The sequence below is a fragment of the Acinetobacter sp. CY17 genome (genome assembly GCF_059515825.1).
Map to the genome: position 1 here is coordinate 26,574 of NZ_JCAKMX010000021.1, position 17,801 is coordinate 44,374.

A 17,801-nucleotide genomic window follows, 5' to 3' on the forward strand; every position below is an offset into this window, starting at 1 on the left:
CTAAAATACAGCTTATTTTTAAGTAAATTTAAACAAAAGCGTTTGCTTGTTATTTTTCACTGAATAAACATTAACTTAGGTTTAGAGTTTAATTCTATGAGTTGCTCACTTTTTTCAATAATTGCTGTTTGTATTGTAAGTTTTTTAAAAAATGGGCAAACCCTTCATCCACACGGCCATCAAGGCGACTACTGGTCGCCACACGGACTTGATTACTCCACACCACCTGACACTGCTCAGCGAGCATACGTTGTACCAAATCAACGTCTTCATGGCAGCTTAAGCCCTGAAAGCCCCCTACTTTTAAATAGGCTTCGCGGCTAAAACTTAAATTCGCACCGTGAATGTGACGATGATTCATACGATCTTGATAATGTGCTTTATACAGGGCTTGTGTTTGTGAAGATAAATCCTGCCAATCGTCAATCACCACTACACCGCAAATTAAATCAGCTGGTTGATGTGAGATTTGTTGGTTTAACCAGTCACTGTACACACAACTATCGGCATCCGTACATGCAATCCACGTCACGCCTTGATCAATTAAATAGCGTACGCCTAAGTCACGCGCCTGCCCCACACAGCGCACATTGCAACACAAGTAATGAACCTTAAGATCCTCAACACGTTGTAATGTTTGATCGTCACAACTGTCTAAAACCACCACTATTTTGACTTCAATGTTGGCATTGAGCTGCGCAATAGATCGCTTTACCGCAAGCAAACAGGCTTGGATATTGTCTTCTTCATTACAAGCAGGAATGACGACACCAATCATATTAAGCCCTCTTGTTTGGCAAGACTTAAGTTGGATTTAGACCAGACATCAATTAAAAAATCTGGATCGGTCACATTTAAATAGTGCTCAAGTTGTAGCTGCTGCCTGACTACTTGATGCACCTGATCGCCAGTGAGTTCAAAATCTTCAATCGGATGTCGCCAGTGGCAGCATAATAAAGTCCCAGTCTCATGAAGATGCTGATTCAGCCAAGTGATTAATTGCTGAAGTTGAGGAGGATCAAGATAATATAAGATTTCCCCCACCACAATTAAATCAAAGCGCTGGTTGGGCAAGTGTTCAGGTACCCAAGCATGTTCGATGCGAATATGAGGATAAGCCGCAACACGGCGCCGTGCCAACTCAACTGCTTTAGGATGCCCATCTAAACACAGCAATTGGTGACAACGTTGTCCCAATGCTTCACTAAACACGCCATTGCTGCAACCGATCTCTAAGGCATTGTCATATTCTGGCTGCAATAATACACTCAGACAAATTTGCCGCTTACGGGCCTCATACCAGCGCTGTTCATAACCCCAAGGGTCATGACCTTCCGCATAAATTTGATCAAAATAAACTTGGGTTTTTAGCATATATAGACCTCCCATGCCTTGCAAATACGTTCAATCGCCTGTTGCGAAAGAATGGGAGCATTCATGGTGGTTGGGTCTCGCTCAATTTGAGTTTTGAAATGATCAATCGCCTGACGTTTCTTGTTTTGTTGATGTGAGCTAAGATCTAAACGCTGGGCACGTTGCCAAGGAATACGCTCATCATTGGGTTTAGCCCAGTGCCAAGCCCAGATTAAAACTTGATAACACACTAATCCATGATCACGTGCAAATTTTTCTGCAATTTTTCCAGTACCTTCATGATCTGGATGACCATCTTGTGCAAAGGTTGCAACTAAAATGTCTTGATCTTGAATAATATTTTCGAGTGCTAAATAAAGAGAGTTTTTCTGTTGATAGACTTGACCATCAGGTAAATTGAGTGCAATGCGTTGCACTTGATCGGTGGCGCCTAAATGCGCTAAAGCCGCCAAGGTTTCTTGTGGTCGCAGTTGATCGAGATCTTGTGCTGTATATTGTTTTGAATGTGGATGGCTTGCGGTACCATTGGTCACTGCAATAATCAAAATTGGATTGCCTTGCGCAATCAGTTGTTGAATTAAGCCGCCGCAGCCTAAAATCTCATCATCAGGATGTGGGGCTAAAATACAGACACGGCGTTGCTGAGGAAAAGCATGTTTTAAATCCAGTGCAGGAAGTTGTTGCAAACCCTGCCAATTTTCCCACACTTGCGTGCTGGTCCCATCCCCAAAAATAACGCGGTCATCTACAATATCGTGTTTTATAATGTCCATTGTTCTATCTCCTGTTCAATCGTAAGCTCTCCAATTTGCGCAAGATCAAATGCCCCATGGGTTTGACGAATAAACACACTTAAATCTGCAATCAGTCGGGCAAAATGTCCATCCTGACAATAAGGTGCTGCCCCCAGGGCCAGTCCAACCTTTTCCATTACAAGACGTGCCGTTTGCTCTGTAAATTGACGTAGCATCCGAATCTTATATTCGTGCGTCTGATGAGGAGATTGATCAATACGCTGCGCAATCTCATAAAAATACTGCCGATTGATGTGTAGCGCGGTGCTGATTTCACCTAAATACATGGCTTTAAAGGGATGCGGCTTGTTTTGAAGCTGATTAAACAGCTGTTGTGCTAAGCGACTGCTTGCCCCATACCAACATGCTGCCACGCCCGCAGCGCCGTGCCAAAAACCAGGTCGATCAAGATAAGCATTTGGACCCGCAATTTTTTCGACTGCGACATGATCAAAGCTAATATTTGCAGTGGCAGTTTGTGCCATTCCTACGGCTTGCCAAACACTATGGTCAATTTGAATATTGGCATCACGTAAATCTACTAAAATTAATTGTGATTGTTGCTGTTCATCACGATAGGTCATCAGCGCCTTTTCGACGATTCCAGCCCCTGAGCACCATGCTTTCATTCCGTAGCAGTGATCATCTTGAACACGCAAAGGTTGTGGACCACCTTCTGCTGCCCATACCGCGTAAATCGCATCATGTTCAGCTGTATAACCAAGTTCATGCAAGATACTCAGTGCATCGAGATGAGATTCAAACCATTTCACTAAATTCAAATCCGTCGCTGCCACTTGAGACAGCGTTTGCCAACGCGATAAGGTATGCCCTTCACCTGGGTGGGCAATATCTGTGCTGGCTTGAATGAGTTTTTGTAAATTCACTGCAGCAGTCATATGATTTTGATCGCGTCGTTCGGCTTGTGTTGTTCTTTGAATAAATTCCTGTACTGACATATGCTCATACTTATTATTTTCGTTTCTCTTTCGAGTGTAAGCGTAGGGGCTTACACAGAACGTCATTTAATCGTGGTATTTATTAAGTTTTTTGTAATAGTGATCGCTTGATTTTGTGCGGTTTTTTCCAAAAAAACGCTTAGATTGAGGGTTTAGCTTTTATATTAATTTTTATCTGCTTTAATGAATATTTAGTCTTAGCATAAAAAAATCTAAAACTGCGCTAAAAAGAGATATCCAAGGGTGTGTTATTTTATTTTTTATTTTTAATTAAATATCAACAACCTATCTGGTTTTTAAATCGATTTTAAATTTAAGATATGCATAGCAGAATTTAAGATTTTGTTTGTGTCAGTGTGCTGTTTATATTTTAAAAATCGACATAAGTATAAATGTAACATGAAAATTAAATACCTTACTGCGCTTACGAGTTTAACTGTATTACTGAGTGCATGTGATCAAAATCCACAACAATCTCAAGCTTCTAGTGACAACAATCCTCACGCTCAAGTACCGAGTGAGCTAGCAATCGGTTATCAAAAAGCAGCATTAAAGCTTATTGTGGCGAAGAAAAATCAAAGCTTTGAGCAGGCCTTCCCTGAGACAAAAATCAGTTGGAAAGAATTTCCTGCAGGTCCACAAACCCTTGAAGCATTGTCTGTAGGTGCTATTGATTTTGGCTATACCGGTGACGTACCTGTTGTATTTGCACTGGCTGCAGATAAACCTCTGCGTTATTTAGTGGCAGAACAAGCATCACGTCAAGCACATGCTCTCCTCGTTGCCAAGCACAGCCCGATCCAAAATTTACAGCAACTTAAAGCTAAGCGAGTTGGTTTAACCAAAGGCTCAAGTGCTCATTATTTTGTCTCAGAGACGCTTAAACAGGCTGGATTGAGTTGGCAAGATATTGAACCTGTTTGGTTAACCCCTGCGGATGCGCGTGCTGCACTGGATAAAAATGCCATTGATGTTTGGGCAATTTGGGAACCCTATATTAGCGCTACCGAAATTCAAGGCAATGCTAAAATTCTCTTTGATTCGAAAGCATTACCAGCTGTCTATTCTTTCTATTCAGCGCAGCCACAGTTTAAAGTGGAATACCCTCAAGCTGTCAATCAAATTAAACAAGTGCTTAATGAAACCGATGATTGGATTGAAAAAAATCCAGAGGAGACGGCACATATTTTAGCAGAGAGTACAGGACTGAGTTTAGATATTGCCCGCGCCGTGATTCAGAAGAAACCATCACCTAATCAGGTCGATGTGCCCTCATTAGAGATTATTCAGGCCCAGCAAAAAGTTGCAGATTCATTCTATCAGTTGAAACTGATTCCTAAAGCGGTCGATATTCAAGCCACAGCAGCAAAATAATGATGGGCTGTTAGATTCGTGTCAGTTGGCGCCTTAACCAAGACCAGTTGGCACGATCTTGATGACGATAGCGCTTTAAATCTGCAATCTGCTGTAAAATTTGCTGTTCAACATATGCTCGTAATTGCCATGCCGCATCTTCAGCTTGCTTAAAATCAGCGGCTTGAATACGCTCGCCAAATTGAATATATAAACGTTGTGGTTGTGGCAGAGGCAAACCCATCACCCCCGTCGCAATCGGTGGTAAAGCATCACCATCACGTAAATAAGGCTTTAAAGCATCAATTTCAAAGAGTTTCTTTGTGAGCGCATGCTGTTTCAAAGAATCTGCATCTGCATGAATGTTATAGCTTTGATTGGCACCGACTGATGCAAAAGGAATAATATCGTAATCATATTCCAATGCAAGGCGAGTAAACCCCGTTCTATTTTTCCAGAATAATTGATCTGCATCGGCTTTTCTGCGCATCACTTCACGTGAGCCACCCGGATAAACCAAAATGGATTGCCCTTGTTGCATAAGCTGGCGGCAATTTTCTGGTGTTCCTCTGACCATGCCTGCTTGAGTGAGTAAGTCTCTCCAAATTGGAAAGTGATAGTGTGCATGGTCACCTAAAGCTTTTAAGCTGACCCCCTGCTTAAGGTAAATTTCCTTCAAAATAAAAGGTAAGTCCAAAATACCAAATAAGGTATGATTACCCACAAACAAAGCGGGTCGTTCTAAGGATAAAGCTTCTTTATACAAAAAAGTAGGTCTAAAATAAGGCTCCAAAATAAAAAAAGGCAGCTTGGTCAGCACATGGGATTCTTCTGACATGGACGACATACTTCAATGTTTAAATAGGCATATTTTCGCTGACTGATCCAATATTTACTGTATGTATTTTGCATAGTTGCGATAGGTCATCACATGCGATTAAAAAACTTAGATCTGATTAAATGGGTGGCTTTAATCACGATGCTGATCGATCATTTGCGCTTTTTAAACCCAGCATCTAGTCAATTTGATCTATGGTGCTACTCTATAGGACGTTTAGCCTACCCATTATTTTTGTTTTTAATGGCTCATTATTTTTATCGTAGCAAAGATAAACATAATATTTTAGCCAGCGATCAACGTTATTTTAAAAATTTAATTGTATATGCATTTTTAAGTGAAATACCCTATCAGTTGTATTTTACAAACACACAAAGCTTAAATATATTTCCAACACTGATACTCTGTTTTATACTCTTATATGCATATGTCAGAAAACCTGTTTATGCGCCAGTTTATTTCTTTATTCCTTTGGTATTGACGCTCATTTTAAATCAAACCAAATTTTCTATACAATATGATGTGTTGGGTGTGTATGCAATTTTATGTTTTTACTTAGCTTTTTTAAATAAAAATTTAATATTTTTACCTATATTAATCAGTATTATGTTTAATTTATATCTGGTTTTTAATTTATCACATAATTTTTCATTATTATTAAATACTCAGTTATGGAAAATGAGTTTGGCTTTTATAGTGATAGTTATTCTAGGGATCTGGTTCAGTTATCAATATTTAAATCGAGAAATAAAGTTCAAGATTTCTCCAGTCAATAAATGGGCATATGCATTTTATCCTGCCCATTTACTGATTTTATTACTGATTCAAAAAATATTTTAATGCATATGCTTAGCTAAATAATCTGCCCACCATTGCATCATTTCTTGACGTTGATTTAAATATTCAGCATGGTTATAACTACCACGCGTTTGATCTTTATCGGTATGCGACAGCTGTGCCTCAATCCAACTCGACTGAAAAAGACCTGAATCATTTAAAATGGTGCTTAATGTTGAGCGTAAACCATGTGAAGATAATTGCTCACTGCTATATCCCATACGACGGATCAGTGTGTTTAAAGTATTAAAATGTAAAGGTTGTCCTGCTTGGCGTGGACTTGCAAATACATACTTTTCACCCGCTGACCAATCCATGGCAGATTGTATAATTTCAACTGCTTGATCAGAGAGTGGCACCAAATAATCCGGCACTTGCATACCCAAGACCACACGGCGTCTAAATTGTTTGACATGCATTGCAGGAATACGCCAGATTTTATTTTCTAAATCAAAATGATGAGGTTCTGCCGATAACAGCTCAGCACCACGCACCCCAGTATACAGCTTTAACCATAGGGCTTTTTTAACAATAGGATGAGCCTGATTTTTTTGCAGGCGTTTTAAGAATTCAGGTAAATCATCCGTTTGTAAATATGGATAATGCTGTTTAACACGCTGCTTGATAATGACTTTTTGTAAGCCGATTGCCAAGTTATAATCGGTGTAGCCCATCGCGACAGCATAATCATAAATTTGATTTAAATAGCTACACGCTTTTTTAACAGGCTCTTTTACCCCACGACTTTCGATATGACGAATCACTTGCACAAGATCAAAACGCTTTAAGCTCAAAAAGTCTCGCTCACCCAATAAAGGTAGGATGTCTTGCATTAAGGCTTTGCGTGCCAGCTCAAGTACACCTGAACGTGGACGGTCTGCTAAGGCATTTTTTTCTTTAAAGTCCATCCACTCTAGTGCAACTTTCTCAAAGCTTAACTGGCTTGAGCTAGGTTCATTTTCACTAAAGACTTGATCTTTTTTATCGTCACGGGCAAGACGTGCTTCTTTTAAAGACATCGCTGGATAAGTCCCGAGCTTTACTCGTGGTCTCTTGGTGCTATTTGGGAGTGAATAGCGATAACTCCAAGACTTATTGCCGTTCGGTTCTACTTTTAAACTTAAGCCGTCATCATCGGCCATAAAGTACATTTTATCGCGTGGTTTGGCTTGGCGTACGCGTTGTTCAGTTAAACTCATATCAATTTTAATGGTGAATACATGTGTGCAATCTAAAGCACTTTTATTAAAATAACAAGTATTAAATATGATGCGTGTAAGACGCATCATACAAATCATTAAGTGTATGTAATTAATGTGTTTTATTTATAGGTTTAACGATGAATTAACCATAGACGTAACCCATAAAATAACCACTTATTCAGGCATTACTCCCTTACAAGCTATTAAGATAGTAAAAAGAGCGCTTTAGCGCTCAAAATATGTAGATTTTCAATGATGTAGAATTGGGCGAAAAGTTGAGATGATTTTAATGTTTGTTCATATATATTTATTTTTTTGAGTGAATTAGTATGTAAATAAATTGAAATACAGCTTCTTTAGAGTCTCCCTATCCATATAGATAGGGAGAATGATTGAATAAGATTATTTTTTTTAAGAGGCCCATAGTTCTTGATAGAGTTCAATCATTTCTGAAACTTCAGGTACACGCGGGTTATTGTTTGGTGAGCCTGAAGCTAAGGCTTGTTCTGCCATCGTATTGACGACGTCATCAAAATGCTTTTTATCTACACCAAATTCAGCCAAGGTGGGGACTTGAAGTTCTTGGTTAATTGATTTTAATTCTTGGATTAATTTTTGATTGGCAATTACATCAGTATCTTCCAATGTAGCAACCCCTATCGCGCGTGCGCAATCTGCATAACGTTGTGGCGCAGCAGGGATTGAAAATTCGGTGATCATCGGTAGTAACATCGCATTGGATAGACCATGGGGTACATGAAAAAATGCACCAATAGGACGACTCATACCATGAACCAATGCGACCGATGCATTAGAAAAAGCAATTCCTGCCAGCGTTGAACCTAGCATCATATTTTCACGTGCCTGTTCATTATTGGGTTCATGGTATGCCAATTTTAAATTTGGACCGATTAAACGCATCGCTGCCAATGCCTGAGCATCACTATACAAATTCGCTTTCTGACTCACGTAGGCTTCGATTGCATGTGTTAAAGCATCAATGCCAGTATCTGCTGTAGTTCTTGGTGGTAAGGAAAGTGTTAATTCGTAATCCACAATTGCTGCAACAGGCAGGAAGCCTAAGCCAGCACAGAGCATTTTCTCACTGGTTTTTTCATCGGTAATAATCGTAAATCGAGTACATTCTGAGCCGGTGCCTGCTGTGGTGGGAATAGCAATGATGGGTAAACCAGTTTCATTGACTTGACGTGGGAATTTATAGTCACGAATTTCTCCACCAAAACGACTTAAAATACTGATCGCTTTTGCACTATCAATTGGGCTGCCCCCACCTAAAGCGATAATGGCATCATAGGGTTTGGCCTTCACGTATTCTACCCCTGCACTAATAGAAGCGGCTGTTGGTTCAGGAATGGTTTGATCAAAATAATCGCTTTCTATATGTGCTTGATTTAATACATCTTGTATGTATTTTACATAGCCCAAAGTCACCATCATGTGGTCAGTAATAATCAGCGGTCTTTTTGCTCCAAGGCTAGCTAAAATCGCAGGTAGTTGATTTCTTGAGTTTTTACCAATTTCCATAATACGTGGTAAATGAATTGTGTGAGACATAAAAATAAACCTATCTATTGTTATTGTTTAAAAAGAGCCAAATAATGTGCCTAGCGTAATTACGCCAATCAGCGCAATCAGGGGGATCACCACACAAACAATAAACATATCATAATAAGATTGTTTGTGGGTTAAACCGCATAAAGCAATAATGGTAATCACTGCCCCATTATGTGGTAATGAATCTAAAGCGCCCGAAGCCATAGATGCCACTCGATGCATCAATTCTAAGGACACGCCAGATTCAAGTGCAAGATTTTTATAGGTTTCACCCATGGTGTTTAAGGCAATACTTAAGCCACCCGAAGCAGATCCAGTAATACCTGCCAAAACGTTAACCACAATAGCCTCTGAAATCAGCGGGTTATTAGGTGCAATACCGACAAGAAAATCACGCAAAATAATAAAACCGGCCAAAGATGCGATCACTGAACCATAACCTACTTCTGAAGCGGTATTAAAAATAGGTAAAAATGAAGAGGATACCCCTTGTTGGATCGAATTTCGAATATCATTCATATTTTTCCAATTGAGAATAATAATGGCGATACATGCCAAAACTAAGGCACATACAATAGCCCACAGACCCACTACAGCACTTAAAGAAGTGTTGCCAAACTTATCTGTGGCTAAATAAGCGGTATTCATTGACGGAAAAATTAATTTACTGAGCAATAAATTAGTAATAATGACCACAAAAATTGGGATAAATGCTTTGATTAAACTGGGGTCATGATGGCTAAGTTGTGGAGTAATTTGATCAGGTTCGTGATGTTGTCCATATCCCTCGCCTTGTGCTTGAGCTGAATTTACACGACGATTTAACCACCACATTCCTGTGATTAAAATAAATATGGATGCCAATACACCCAAACCTGGTGAAGCATAGAGGTCGGTGTTAAAAAATGGCATGGGGATGGCATTTTGAATTGCAGGTGTACCGGGTAAGGCTGTCATGGTAAAGGTCAGTGCACCTAATACAATCGCACCAGGAATCAAACGTTTAGGTATATTTAACTCCCGAAACAATGCGGCTGCAATCGGGAAAACAGCAAAACCAACAACAAATAATGACACACCACCGTAAGTCAAAATTGCGCATGACAATACAATTGACAGCATCGCGCGATGATGCCCTAACTTATTGACAAAAAAATGTGCAATGGTTCGAGCTGAACCTGAATCATCCATCAGTTTTCCAAAAATCGCACCAAGCAAAAATAATGGAAAATATTTGATAATATAACCGCCTAAGCCAGTCATAAAAATTTGTGAATAAAAACCAAGTAATTCATTGCTTAGACCACTCCAAGCCACTGCAAAAAGTGCCAAAAGCGGTGCAAGTACAATGACACTAAATCCTTTATATGCTAAATACATCAACAATACTAAGGATAAGACTATTCCGATTAGTCCGATCATGTTTAATTCCTATTTATTATTATAGCCAGATGTAAAATACATCCTTCATCATGTATATATTTCGATTAAATAAAAGTCAACGGCTACTATTTTTTAGCAGCTACCACATGGTTTTTTTTGGTAAAACTGACTCTTTATACGGTTAATTCGTCTGTTAGTATTCATCAAAAGGTAAATATTTTATAAGATAATTAAATATGCATATAAAAAAACTTGATTAATTTATTATTTAGTGTATAGTTAACTTAACTAGAAAAAAGTCTTGTTCGGTAAATCTCTATTAAGTATCGCAGTTTTATTTATAATCCTTCGTTTTTTTCAGATTTTAAGCGCCAATCTTTATTATTTTCAAAGTTACATTCAGTCAGTAAAACGACTTAAAATTATTAAAATTCAGTAGGATATATTATGTCAAACTCAAATGTTGTTAAAGGTACAGTAAAGTGGTTTAACGAAACTAAAGGTTTTGGTTTCATTCAGCAAGAGTCAGGTCCAGATGTTTTTGCACACTTTAGTGAAATTGCAAATTCAGGTTTTAAAACCTTGGCCGAAGGTCAAATGGTTGAGTTCAGCGTAACTCAAGGTCAAAAAGGCCCAAATGCCGTTAATATTGTTGCCCTATAAGCGGTTAACGATATTCAAAAAAAGCACTAATTTTAGTGCTTTTTTTATACATTAAAAATTAAATGAGTTGAACAAATTGTTCATCGAATGCATTTCTATTTTCTTGTAGACCCTTTTATTTTTAAAGATCTTAATTTTGGTCTTACATTTTTTCTTTTTCTTTTTCTTTAGGTATATATATGCTGACACAAAATATTCATGTCATAGATCAATTTGGCAGTAAATTGTCTATTCAAGCGACATTCAATAAAGTCCTCTCATCAGCTCATACAGTTGATCACATTAAACATATTACTGTAGATGGTGAAAATATCCGACCAAGTTTTGAAATGCTTTTTCAAAGCAACGTCACAACAAAGATTTATAGAGTTATCTAAGCTGCTCTGGACAGATCTAAACAATAGTCATAAATCCTATAGTTTCGATCTGAATTTTCATAACATATTTTAACAATTCGGGATCAATATAGGATATGCAAGTGAAATAAAAATAGATAATATTCATGTTATCTTAGTTACTTAAATGTTATATGTCCTCCCGAATACGTCAGTTTTTTAAACGCTTTTTTCCTCAAAATACCACACACGTTTTACAACTTAAGCAAGTATTACGTAGTGAAAGCGAAGTTTATTTATTTCAAAAACACCAGAACAGTCACTGTCCACAAATAAAGCGTGCCATTTATGCCACTTTACGAGAACGTGGTTATAGTCGACAAGAAATTCAATTAATGTTGAATTAATAAAAAAAGGGCGATCACGCCCTTTTTTAGTGTTGCGCTTGTGGACTGTTCCCAATTTGCCATACATAAGGTAAGGGGTTTTGGTTAATCAGCCAGTCTCCTATGACTTTCTGCTTATATATCGTAGGGTTGTGTGAAGAAATCACACGGGCATTACGCCAGAATCGATCAAGTTGTTTTTGGCGACTTGCAGCTGAAGCACCTAAACTGTTGAATAATTTTGTGCTTAAATCAAGGACCAGATCGCTAACCACCACCTGACCTTGCGAAGCACTCAGTTCTGCTGCATCATTGGTGATTAGATCTTGTGCTGTGTCTTGCGAAAAGTGACTGATATAAGCCTGATCCAATGCTTTTGCTGTATCTAAGGTGATAGTTTTTGCAGCATAACTTTGCGCAGAGGCTTGACCAATGACTTGCAGGATTTGAGGATCATGCCGGACTAAATCGGCATTACCATGGCTATAAATACGGTCACGTTTTTTAACTTCTGCACTAAATGTTTCCACTGCTGCCTGGGCAATACCTGCTAAAGTTGCTAAATGTATGACTTGATAGAATGCTGTTTGATATTTAAATCGTTGTGTGAATGGTAGGATATGATCTGCAGGTACCGATACATGTTGTAAAGTTAAAGTACCACTACCTGTGGTTTTTTGACCAAAACCATCCCAGTCATCTTGTATATCAACCCCCTGTGTATGGGTAGAAATCGCTGCGATGACATGCTGATCTTGTGTCTCATCATAAGCAAACAAATCAATCCAATCCGCATAAATGCTACCTGTGGAATAATACTTTTTACCATTGACCCAAAATTGGCCCTCTTGATCTTGCGTTACACGGGTAAGAGTATCACCAATTTGGACTTTACCAATCTCAGTCCAAGCATTACCGACTAAATCTCCCTGTACAAAGCGTTTAAACCAAACACTCTGATCTTGGTCACGATGTGCAACCAAACGATCTTCAACAAAGGCAAAATGACCACGTAAGGCTTGTACAAGATTTGAATCAGCTGCGGCAAGTTCAATGAGAAGTTCAAAAAGTTGCTGTTGAGATACTCCATCGCCTCCATATTCGAGCGGGATCCGTACAGCACCAAAACCTGCTTGTTTTAACCATTGAATTTGTTCAAAGGGTAATTGACGTTCGGTTTCTCGTTGTACCGCACCCTCAGCAATTTTTTTAAAAATTGGACGGTACTTTGCCGCCACTTGCTGGTAATCGGTACCTAGAGATAAATGAGAAGTGGTGATTGTGGTCATGATTTAGCTCCAAGCATGACGTGGTGGTGGCACATCATTTAAATAGTAGTTACCGATCAAATTAAACTTCCAACGTACAGGGTCATGTAAGGTATGTGTACGTACATTACGCCAATGACGGTCTAAGTTGAGTTCACTTAAAGTCGAACGCGTGCCCGCTAATTCAAATAGTTTGTTGGTTGATAAGATAGCCAATTCGGTCGTCAATACTTTGGCTTCAGCAGTCAATAATGTTGCTTCTGTTACCTGAGACTCTGTAGGTGATTCAATCGCTTGGTCAATGGCTAAAGCAGCAAGGTCAAGTACTGCTTCTGCCGCACGTTGTTTAATTTTAAGTTCACCGATATTGGCAAGCGTGTAGGGATCTTGCGTGGCTTTTTCTAGACCAGAATCAATCCAAGGACGAGTGTAATGTTTAACATAGTGAATTGTTGCCTCAATTGCAGCGCGTGCAATGCCTGCATCAACAGCAGCTTGAATAAACTGTGAAATCGCCCCCGCTGCTGTAGGACGTTCAAAGGCCTGATGAATCGGAATCAGATGTTCTAAATCTACACGAACATTTTCTAGGATGACTGTGCCACTTGCTGTCGTGCGTTGGCCAAAACCACTCCAATCATTGATAATTGTGAGACCTTCGCTGTGCTGTGGAATAATGGCAGCATAAGCTTGCTCATTGTATACAGCCACCACAGGAATCCAATGTGCCAATAGCGCGCCAGTAGCAAAGAATTTTTGGCCATTTAAGAGGGCATAATCATCTTGTACAGTGAGGGTTGTGGTCAGATCAGCCACTGTTTTTGAGCCTTTTTCTGAAAAGGCATTACCTAAACGTTTGCCTTTTAGTACCTCTGTAAAGAAAAATTGCTGTTGTTCTAAGCTTGCATCTAAACGAATGTGCTCTAAAAAAGCCCAGTGATTTTGTGCAATCTGTCCTAAGGATGAGTCAGCTGCGGATATAATTTTAACCACTTCACCTAAAGTCTTATAACTGACTTCGGCACCACCAAAGCGTTTGGGTACCGTCATTGCCCATAAACCTGATTGTGAATAAGTGTGAATCTCTGCTAAAGGTAGACGACGCTCCTGATCACGTGCACCTGACTCTAAGCTAAATTGTTCTGCTAATTGTTGAGCAATCAAAATTGCTTCGGCATCATTTTGAATAATATGTGCAGGTGACTCAAGCTGATAAAAATCTTTAGGAATCTGACTATCTATTTGAATTGGATCAATAATTTTTGCAGTCATTCTTGGCGCTCTTAGTGAAATTAAGCCTACGCTAGCATGCTTAATTTCACTTAGGGAAATAAAAAAAATTGCAAAATTAAGTAGGTTTTTAATGTTGATATTTAGACATTTATTTTTTATTCAGCATTTTTCACGCTATCTAAAGCAGATTTTGACAAATATAAATAGCTGATATCCAAACAGTGAATTGTTATAAATAGGGGTAAATTTTTTATTTAAGATGCATAGCAATAGTAACTCAAATAGATACAACAATATGGCTAAACAAATTCGCTTTAATGCTTTTGAAATGAACTGCGTTGCGCATCAGTCCCCTGGTCTTTGGCGTCATCCTGATGATCGTTCGACAGAATATAAAAATTTAAAGTACTGGACAGATTTAGCCAAAATTTTAGAACGTGGAAAATTTGATGGCGTCTTTTTGGCCGATGTGCTGGGCGTTTATGATGTGTACCATGGTAATAATGAACATGCTCTTACAGGTGCGGTACAAGTCCCAGTCAATGATCCCCTACAAGTGGTGCCGGCAATGGCTGCCGTTACCGAGCATTTAGGCTTTGGCGTAACCACCTCGATTTCATTTGAACATCCCTATCCATTTGCAAGACGTATGACGACGCTTGACCACTTAACCCAAGGTCGTGCCGGTTGGAATATTGTGACTTCGTATTTGGAAAGTGGCTCTAAAAATTTAGGCTTAAAAACGCAAGTGAGTCATGACCAACGTTATGACATTGCAGATGAATATCTAGAAGTTTTGTACAAGCTTTGGGAAGGCTCTTGGCAAGAAGATGCTGTTGTCCGTGATAAACAACGCGGTGTATTCGCTGATTTTAAAAAGGTACATCCGATCCGTCATGAGGGTAAATATTTTAGTGTTCCAGGTACCCACATCTGTGAACCGTCTCCACAACGTACCCCTGTATTATATCAAGCTGGTGCATCCAGCCGTGGCCAGCGCTTTGCTAGCCAAAATGCAGAATGTGTGTTTATTTCTGCACCGACTAAAGCGGCAGTGAAGCCGCTCGTGGATGGGATCCGAGCGAATTTAGTTCAGGAAGGTCGTGCACCAGATTCTGTTTTAATCTATACCATGCTTGCTATTGTCGTTGATGAAACTGATGAGAAAGCCCAGAAAAAATTTGCCGAATATCAACAATATGCCAGTTATGATGGGGGTCTGACCTTGGTTTCAGGGTGGACGGGTGTTGATTTTTCTCAATATCAATCCACAGATCAAGTTGAATATATTGAGACCAATGCCATCCAATCTTTGCTGAACTCATATGTCAAAGCAGATCCAGATAAAGTATGGACCATTGAAGAAATTGCCAAATGGACCAGTATGGGGGGTAATGGTCCTGTAATTGTTGGATCACCCACTACTGTAGCAGACCGTTTGCAAGAATGGGTGGAAGAGACAGGTCTTGATGGTTTTAACTTGGCTTATATCCTCGCACATCAATCTTTCGAAGATGTTGTGGACTACGTAGTACCTGAATTACAACGCCGTGGTGTGTATCAAACAGAATATCGCCAAGGTACTTTACGTGAAAAGCTGTTTGGTCAAGGCCCACGTCTAAGTGAAGATCACCGTGCTGCACAGTACCGTGACTTAACTCAACAGAAAGTCGAGCAAGATGAGCTCATAGACGCTTAATCTTGGAAGAGCCCGATTTTGATCGGGCTGGTTTATATTGTGTTGGGTACAGATATTGTATGATGATCCTCAATTGTTTCATTGAAATAGAATATGGGTCATGCAAAAAACATACTTAGTCACTGGTGCTAGCCGTGGCATTGGGCGCGCAATCTGTGAAAAAATCAAGGATGAAGGTCATGAGGTGATTGGGATTGCAAGACATCCAGAAAACCTTAACTTTCCTGGAAAAATGTTCCAGTGTGATCTTAGTGACACTCAGCAAACTCAAGCGATATTAAATACTATTGCGTCCCAATATCAGATCCATGGCATTATCAATAATGTAGGAATTAGCCGACCTCAGGCTTTAGGTGAGATTGATCTGAATGCATTGCACGATGTATGGAATCTCAATGTGAGGTCAGCCGTTCAGGTGACGCAGCATTTTGTTGAACAATTAAAACAGCAACAGTATGGTCGTATTATCAATATTGGTAGTCGAGCGATGTATGGCTCCAAAGACCGAACTGCCTATGCTGCCGCAAAAAGCGCTTTGGTTGGCTGTACGCGTACTTGGGCACTTGAACTCGCACAATATGGCATTACAGTCAATTGTGTCGCACCAGGACCGATCGAGACAGAGTTATTTAGACAGACTCGTCCGAAAGGCAGTGAAGCTGAAAAAGCATTATTGGCAAATATCCCAATGGGCCGTATAGGTACGCCAGCAGATGTAGCCAACGCAGTCTCATTCTTACTCTCAGCGCAATCAAGCTTCATCACTGGCCAAGTGATTCATGTTGATGGTGGCGGAAGCTTGTAGATTTAACGCTCTGTACGGCATTCCCGACTTGTAATAGCGGGATCTCAATGAAGTGATCTACGATCTGATACAAAAAAGCGCGACCTGATATCGCGCTTTTTTGTTACAAACACAGCTTATATTATTGACCTACATTATGCCCAGATAACCAATATGGCAGCGACAACAACCAAGACGAGCCCCCAGTGATCACGCCTAGCTAATTTTTCTTTAAAGAAGAACATAGAAATGAGTAAGCTAAATAAGATTTCAATTTGGCCTAAAGTTTTGACAATCGCAACAGACTGTAAACTCATGGCACTAAACCAACCTAATGAAGCCAAAAAGCTGCATAGGCTCACTTTTAAGGTTAAGCCTAGACGCTGCCACAGTGCATATAACGTTTTTCGACTAAACAGCCCTAAATACAGCAACATACTGATACATTGGAAACTAATCACCCAGAATAAGACCCACGCCGCGCGGTGTAGATGTGGCAGCATGGTCAGCTCTAAACTGGCCTCTCTGACTAAGAGTGAGGTAATGGCAAAACATAGGCCACTTGCAATACCAATCGTTAAAGTGGAAACAGATAAATCTTTCAGTTGTCGTCCACTACTGAGTAAAAATACTGCCACAGCACCCAATAACACCCCACCCCATGCATATAAACTTAATGGCTCACTTAAGAACAGCACGGCGATGATGGCAGCTAAAATCGCTTCACTCTTGGCCAACCCCACACCAATGGCATAATTTTTTTGCTTAAAGAGTTGTACCATCAGTGCAGTAGCTGCAATTTGGGTAATGCCTGCAATGACAATATACACTGCAAATTGCAGATTAAAAGATACATTGGTCTCTACAGGATGGGCATGATACATCCATGCTAAATAGGCTATGGCCAAGGGTACAGCAAATAAGAAACGTGCCAATGTCACCCCATAGACATCGACACTGCTACTGAGTTGCTTCTGAAAAGCATTCCGCCACGCCTGCATGAAAGCAGCCATGAGGGTAAAAAGAATCCAAATCAAAGTTGAGGTCCCATGATATAACTGTGCTTAATGTACGCCTCAAAACTTGCATTTTCATCTTTTTATCAATGAAATTTTCTT

17 protein-coding genes are annotated in these 17,801 nt (G+C 39.6%); 6 read left to right on the forward strand and 11 right to left on the reverse strand.

Annotated elements, in window-relative coordinates:
- Positions 1–94: 94 nt before the first annotated feature.
- Genes AC5YCI_RS13270 through AC5YCI_RS13285 form a run of 4 tightly spaced genes read right to left on the reverse strand, consistent with a single transcriptional unit; the run spans position 95 to position 3,127 of the window.
- Entirely contained in the window at positions 95–778 is a 684-nt protein-coding gene (locus AC5YCI_RS13270; RefSeq protein WP_496175674.1) for a glycosyltransferase family 2 protein, read from the reverse strand.
- Positions 775–1,374 carry a class I SAM-dependent DNA methyltransferase gene (locus tag AC5YCI_RS13275; protein WP_496175675.1) on the reverse strand — a complete coding sequence of 200 codons (600 nt, stop codon included), beginning with the start codon at positions 1,372–1,374 and terminating at the stop codon, positions 775–777. The genes AC5YCI_RS13270 and AC5YCI_RS13275 overlap by 4 nt, the downstream gene beginning before the upstream one ends.
- Positions 1,368–2,147: a PIG-L deacetylase family protein gene (locus tag AC5YCI_RS13280; protein WP_496130507.1), complete on the reverse strand. Its 780-nt coding sequence runs from the start codon at positions 2,145–2,147 to the stop codon at positions 1,368–1,370. Before AC5YCI_RS13280 ends, AC5YCI_RS13275 begins: the two co-directional genes overlap by 7 nt.
- The gene (locus AC5YCI_RS13285) at positions 2,135–3,127 is read right to left on the reverse strand and encodes an acyl-CoA dehydrogenase (RefSeq protein WP_496175676.1); all 993 of its coding nucleotides are present in this window, start codon (positions 3,125–3,127) and stop codon (positions 2,135–2,137) included. Before AC5YCI_RS13285 ends, AC5YCI_RS13280 begins: the two co-directional genes overlap by 13 nt.
- 399 nt (positions 3,128–3,526) lie before the next feature.
- Here AC5YCI_RS13285 and AC5YCI_RS13290 point away from each other — a divergent pair, with 399 nt between their 5' ends.
- On the forward strand, positions 3,527–4,501 hold the full coding sequence (locus AC5YCI_RS13290; protein ID WP_496175677.1) for an aliphatic sulfonate ABC transporter substrate-binding protein: 975 nt from the start codon (positions 3,527–3,529) through the stop codon (positions 4,499–4,501).
- A gap of 10 nt (positions 4,502–4,511) precedes the next feature.
- Here AC5YCI_RS13290 and AC5YCI_RS13295 read toward each other — a convergent pair whose 3' ends face one another.
- A complete protein-coding gene (locus AC5YCI_RS13295) occupies positions 4,512–5,318 on the reverse strand; it encodes a lysophospholipid acyltransferase family protein (RefSeq protein ID WP_496130834.1) in 807 nt (268 codons plus the stop codon).
- A gap of 93 nt (positions 5,319–5,411) precedes the next feature.
- Between AC5YCI_RS13295 and AC5YCI_RS13300 the strand changes: the two genes are divergently transcribed.
- Positions 5,412–6,158, forward strand: a complete 747-nt coding sequence (locus AC5YCI_RS13300) for a TraX family protein (protein WP_496130833.1) — start codon at positions 5,412–5,414, stop codon at positions 6,156–6,158.
- Here the strand turns inward: AC5YCI_RS13300 and AC5YCI_RS13305 are convergent.
- The 3 genes from AC5YCI_RS13305 to AC5YCI_RS13315 all read right to left on the reverse strand — a co-directional run bounded on the left by AC5YCI_RS13305 (position 6,155) and on the right by AC5YCI_RS13315 (position 10,354).
- A complete protein-coding gene (locus AC5YCI_RS13305) occupies positions 6,155–7,354 on the reverse strand; it encodes a tyrosine-type recombinase/integrase (protein WP_496130832.1) in 1,200 nt (399 codons plus the stop codon). The two genes, AC5YCI_RS13300 and AC5YCI_RS13305, sit on opposite strands and share 4 nt — an antisense overlap.
- A gap of 414 nt (positions 7,355–7,768) precedes the next feature.
- Entirely contained in the window at positions 7,769–8,932 is a 1,164-nt protein-coding gene (locus AC5YCI_RS13310; RefSeq protein ID WP_496175678.1) for an iron-containing alcohol dehydrogenase, read from the reverse strand.
- Positions 8,933–8,959: 27 nt separating this feature from the next.
- Positions 8,960–10,354 (reverse strand): GntP family permease, encoded by a 1,395-nt coding sequence (locus AC5YCI_RS13315; protein WP_496175679.1) that lies wholly within the window; start codon positions 10,352–10,354, stop codon positions 8,960–8,962.
- A gap of 408 nt (positions 10,355–10,762) precedes the next feature.
- Between AC5YCI_RS13315 and AC5YCI_RS13320 the strand changes: the two genes are divergently transcribed.
- The gene (locus tag AC5YCI_RS13320; protein WP_496130623.1) at positions 10,763–10,978 is read left to right on the forward strand and encodes a cold-shock protein; all 216 of its coding nucleotides are present in this window, start codon (positions 10,763–10,765) and stop codon (positions 10,976–10,978) included.
- Between the two features lie 179 nt (positions 10,979–11,157).
- Entirely contained in the window at positions 11,158–11,355 is a 198-nt protein-coding gene (locus AC5YCI_RS13325; RefSeq protein ID WP_496130622.1) for a hypothetical protein, read from the forward strand.
- 391 nt (positions 11,356–11,746) lie between these two features.
- Here AC5YCI_RS13325 and AC5YCI_RS13330 read toward each other — a convergent pair whose 3' ends face one another.
- Positions 11,747–12,988, reverse strand: coding sequence for an acyl-CoA dehydrogenase family protein (locus AC5YCI_RS13330; RefSeq protein WP_496130620.1), 1,242 nt, complete (start codon positions 12,986–12,988; stop codon positions 11,747–11,749).
- A 3-nt stretch (positions 12,989–12,991) separates the two neighbouring features.
- Positions 12,992–14,239, reverse strand: a complete 1,248-nt coding sequence (locus tag AC5YCI_RS13335) for an SfnB family sulfur acquisition oxidoreductase (protein ID WP_496175680.1) — start codon at positions 14,237–14,239, stop codon at positions 12,992–12,994.
- A 256-nt stretch (positions 14,240–14,495) separates the two neighbouring features.
- Here AC5YCI_RS13335 and AC5YCI_RS13340 point away from each other — a divergent pair, with 256 nt between their 5' ends.
- Together AC5YCI_RS13340 and AC5YCI_RS13345 are read left to right on the forward strand one after the other, a co-directional pair.
- The gene (locus AC5YCI_RS13340) at positions 14,496–15,899 is read left to right on the forward strand and encodes an LLM class flavin-dependent oxidoreductase (protein WP_496175681.1); all 1,404 of its coding nucleotides are present in this window, start codon (positions 14,496–14,498) and stop codon (positions 15,897–15,899) included.
- A gap of 100 nt (positions 15,900–15,999) precedes the next feature.
- Positions 16,000–16,704 (forward strand): SDR family oxidoreductase, encoded by a 705-nt coding sequence (locus AC5YCI_RS13345; protein WP_496130617.1) that lies wholly within the window; start codon positions 16,000–16,002, stop codon positions 16,702–16,704.
- A gap of 134 nt (positions 16,705–16,838) precedes the next feature.
- On the opposite strand, the gene AC5YCI_RS13350 is transcribed toward AC5YCI_RS13345, so the two are convergent.
- Positions 16,839–17,720 carry a DMT family transporter gene (locus AC5YCI_RS13350; RefSeq protein ID WP_496130615.1) on the reverse strand — a complete coding sequence of 294 codons (882 nt, stop codon included), beginning with the start codon at positions 17,718–17,720 and terminating at the stop codon, positions 16,839–16,841.
- Between the last annotated feature and the right edge of the window lie 81 nt (positions 17,721–17,801).

Excerpts from the sequence above, each read along its gene's own strand:
- AC5YCI_RS13270 (WP_496175674.1), bottom strand. The coding sequence starts at position 778 with ATGATTGGTGTCGTCATTCCTGCTTGTAATGAAGAAGACAATATCCAA.
- AC5YCI_RS13275 (WP_496175675.1), bottom strand. The coding sequence starts at position 1,374 with ATGCTAAAAACCCAAGTTTATTTTGATCAAATTTATGCGGAAGGTCAT.
- AC5YCI_RS13280 (WP_496130507.1), bottom strand. The coding sequence starts at position 2,147 with ATGGACATTATAAAACACGATATTGTAGATGACCGCGTTATTTTTGGG.
- AC5YCI_RS13285 (WP_496175676.1), bottom strand. The coding sequence starts at position 3,127 with ATGTCAGTACAGGAATTTATTCAAAGAACAACACAAGCCGAACGACGC.
- AC5YCI_RS13290 (WP_496175677.1), top strand. The coding sequence starts at position 3,527 with ATGAAAATTAAATACCTTACTGCGCTTACGAGTTTAACTGTATTACTG.
- AC5YCI_RS13295 (WP_496130834.1), bottom strand. The coding sequence starts at position 5,318 with ATGTCAGAAGAATCCCATGTGCTGACCAAGCTGCCTTTTTTTATTTTG.
- AC5YCI_RS13300 (WP_496130833.1), top strand. The coding sequence starts at position 5,412 with ATGCGATTAAAAAACTTAGATCTGATTAAATGGGTGGCTTTAATCACG.
- AC5YCI_RS13305 (WP_496130832.1), bottom strand. The coding sequence starts at position 7,354 with ATGAGTTTAACTGAACAACGCGTACGCCAAGCCAAACCACGCGATAAA.
- AC5YCI_RS13310 (WP_496175678.1), bottom strand. The coding sequence starts at position 8,932 with ATGTCTCACACAATTCATTTACCACGTATTATGGAAATTGGTAAAAAC.
- AC5YCI_RS13315 (WP_496175679.1), bottom strand. The coding sequence starts at position 10,354 with ATGATCGGACTAATCGGAATAGTCTTATCCTTAGTATTGTTGATGTAT.
- AC5YCI_RS13320 (WP_496130623.1), top strand. The coding sequence starts at position 10,763 with ATGTCAAACTCAAATGTTGTTAAAGGTACAGTAAAGTGGTTTAACGAA.
- AC5YCI_RS13325 (WP_496130622.1), top strand. The coding sequence starts at position 11,158 with ATGCTGACACAAAATATTCATGTCATAGATCAATTTGGCAGTAAATTG.
- AC5YCI_RS13330 (WP_496130620.1), bottom strand. The coding sequence starts at position 12,988 with ATGACCACAATCACCACTTCTCATTTATCTCTAGGTACCGATTACCAG.
- AC5YCI_RS13335 (WP_496175680.1), bottom strand. The coding sequence starts at position 14,239 with ATGACTGCAAAAATTATTGATCCAATTCAAATAGATAGTCAGATTCCT.
- AC5YCI_RS13340 (WP_496175681.1), top strand. The coding sequence starts at position 14,496 with ATGGCTAAACAAATTCGCTTTAATGCTTTTGAAATGAACTGCGTTGCG.
- AC5YCI_RS13345 (WP_496130617.1), top strand. The coding sequence starts at position 16,000 with ATGCAAAAAACATACTTAGTCACTGGTGCTAGCCGTGGCATTGGGCGC.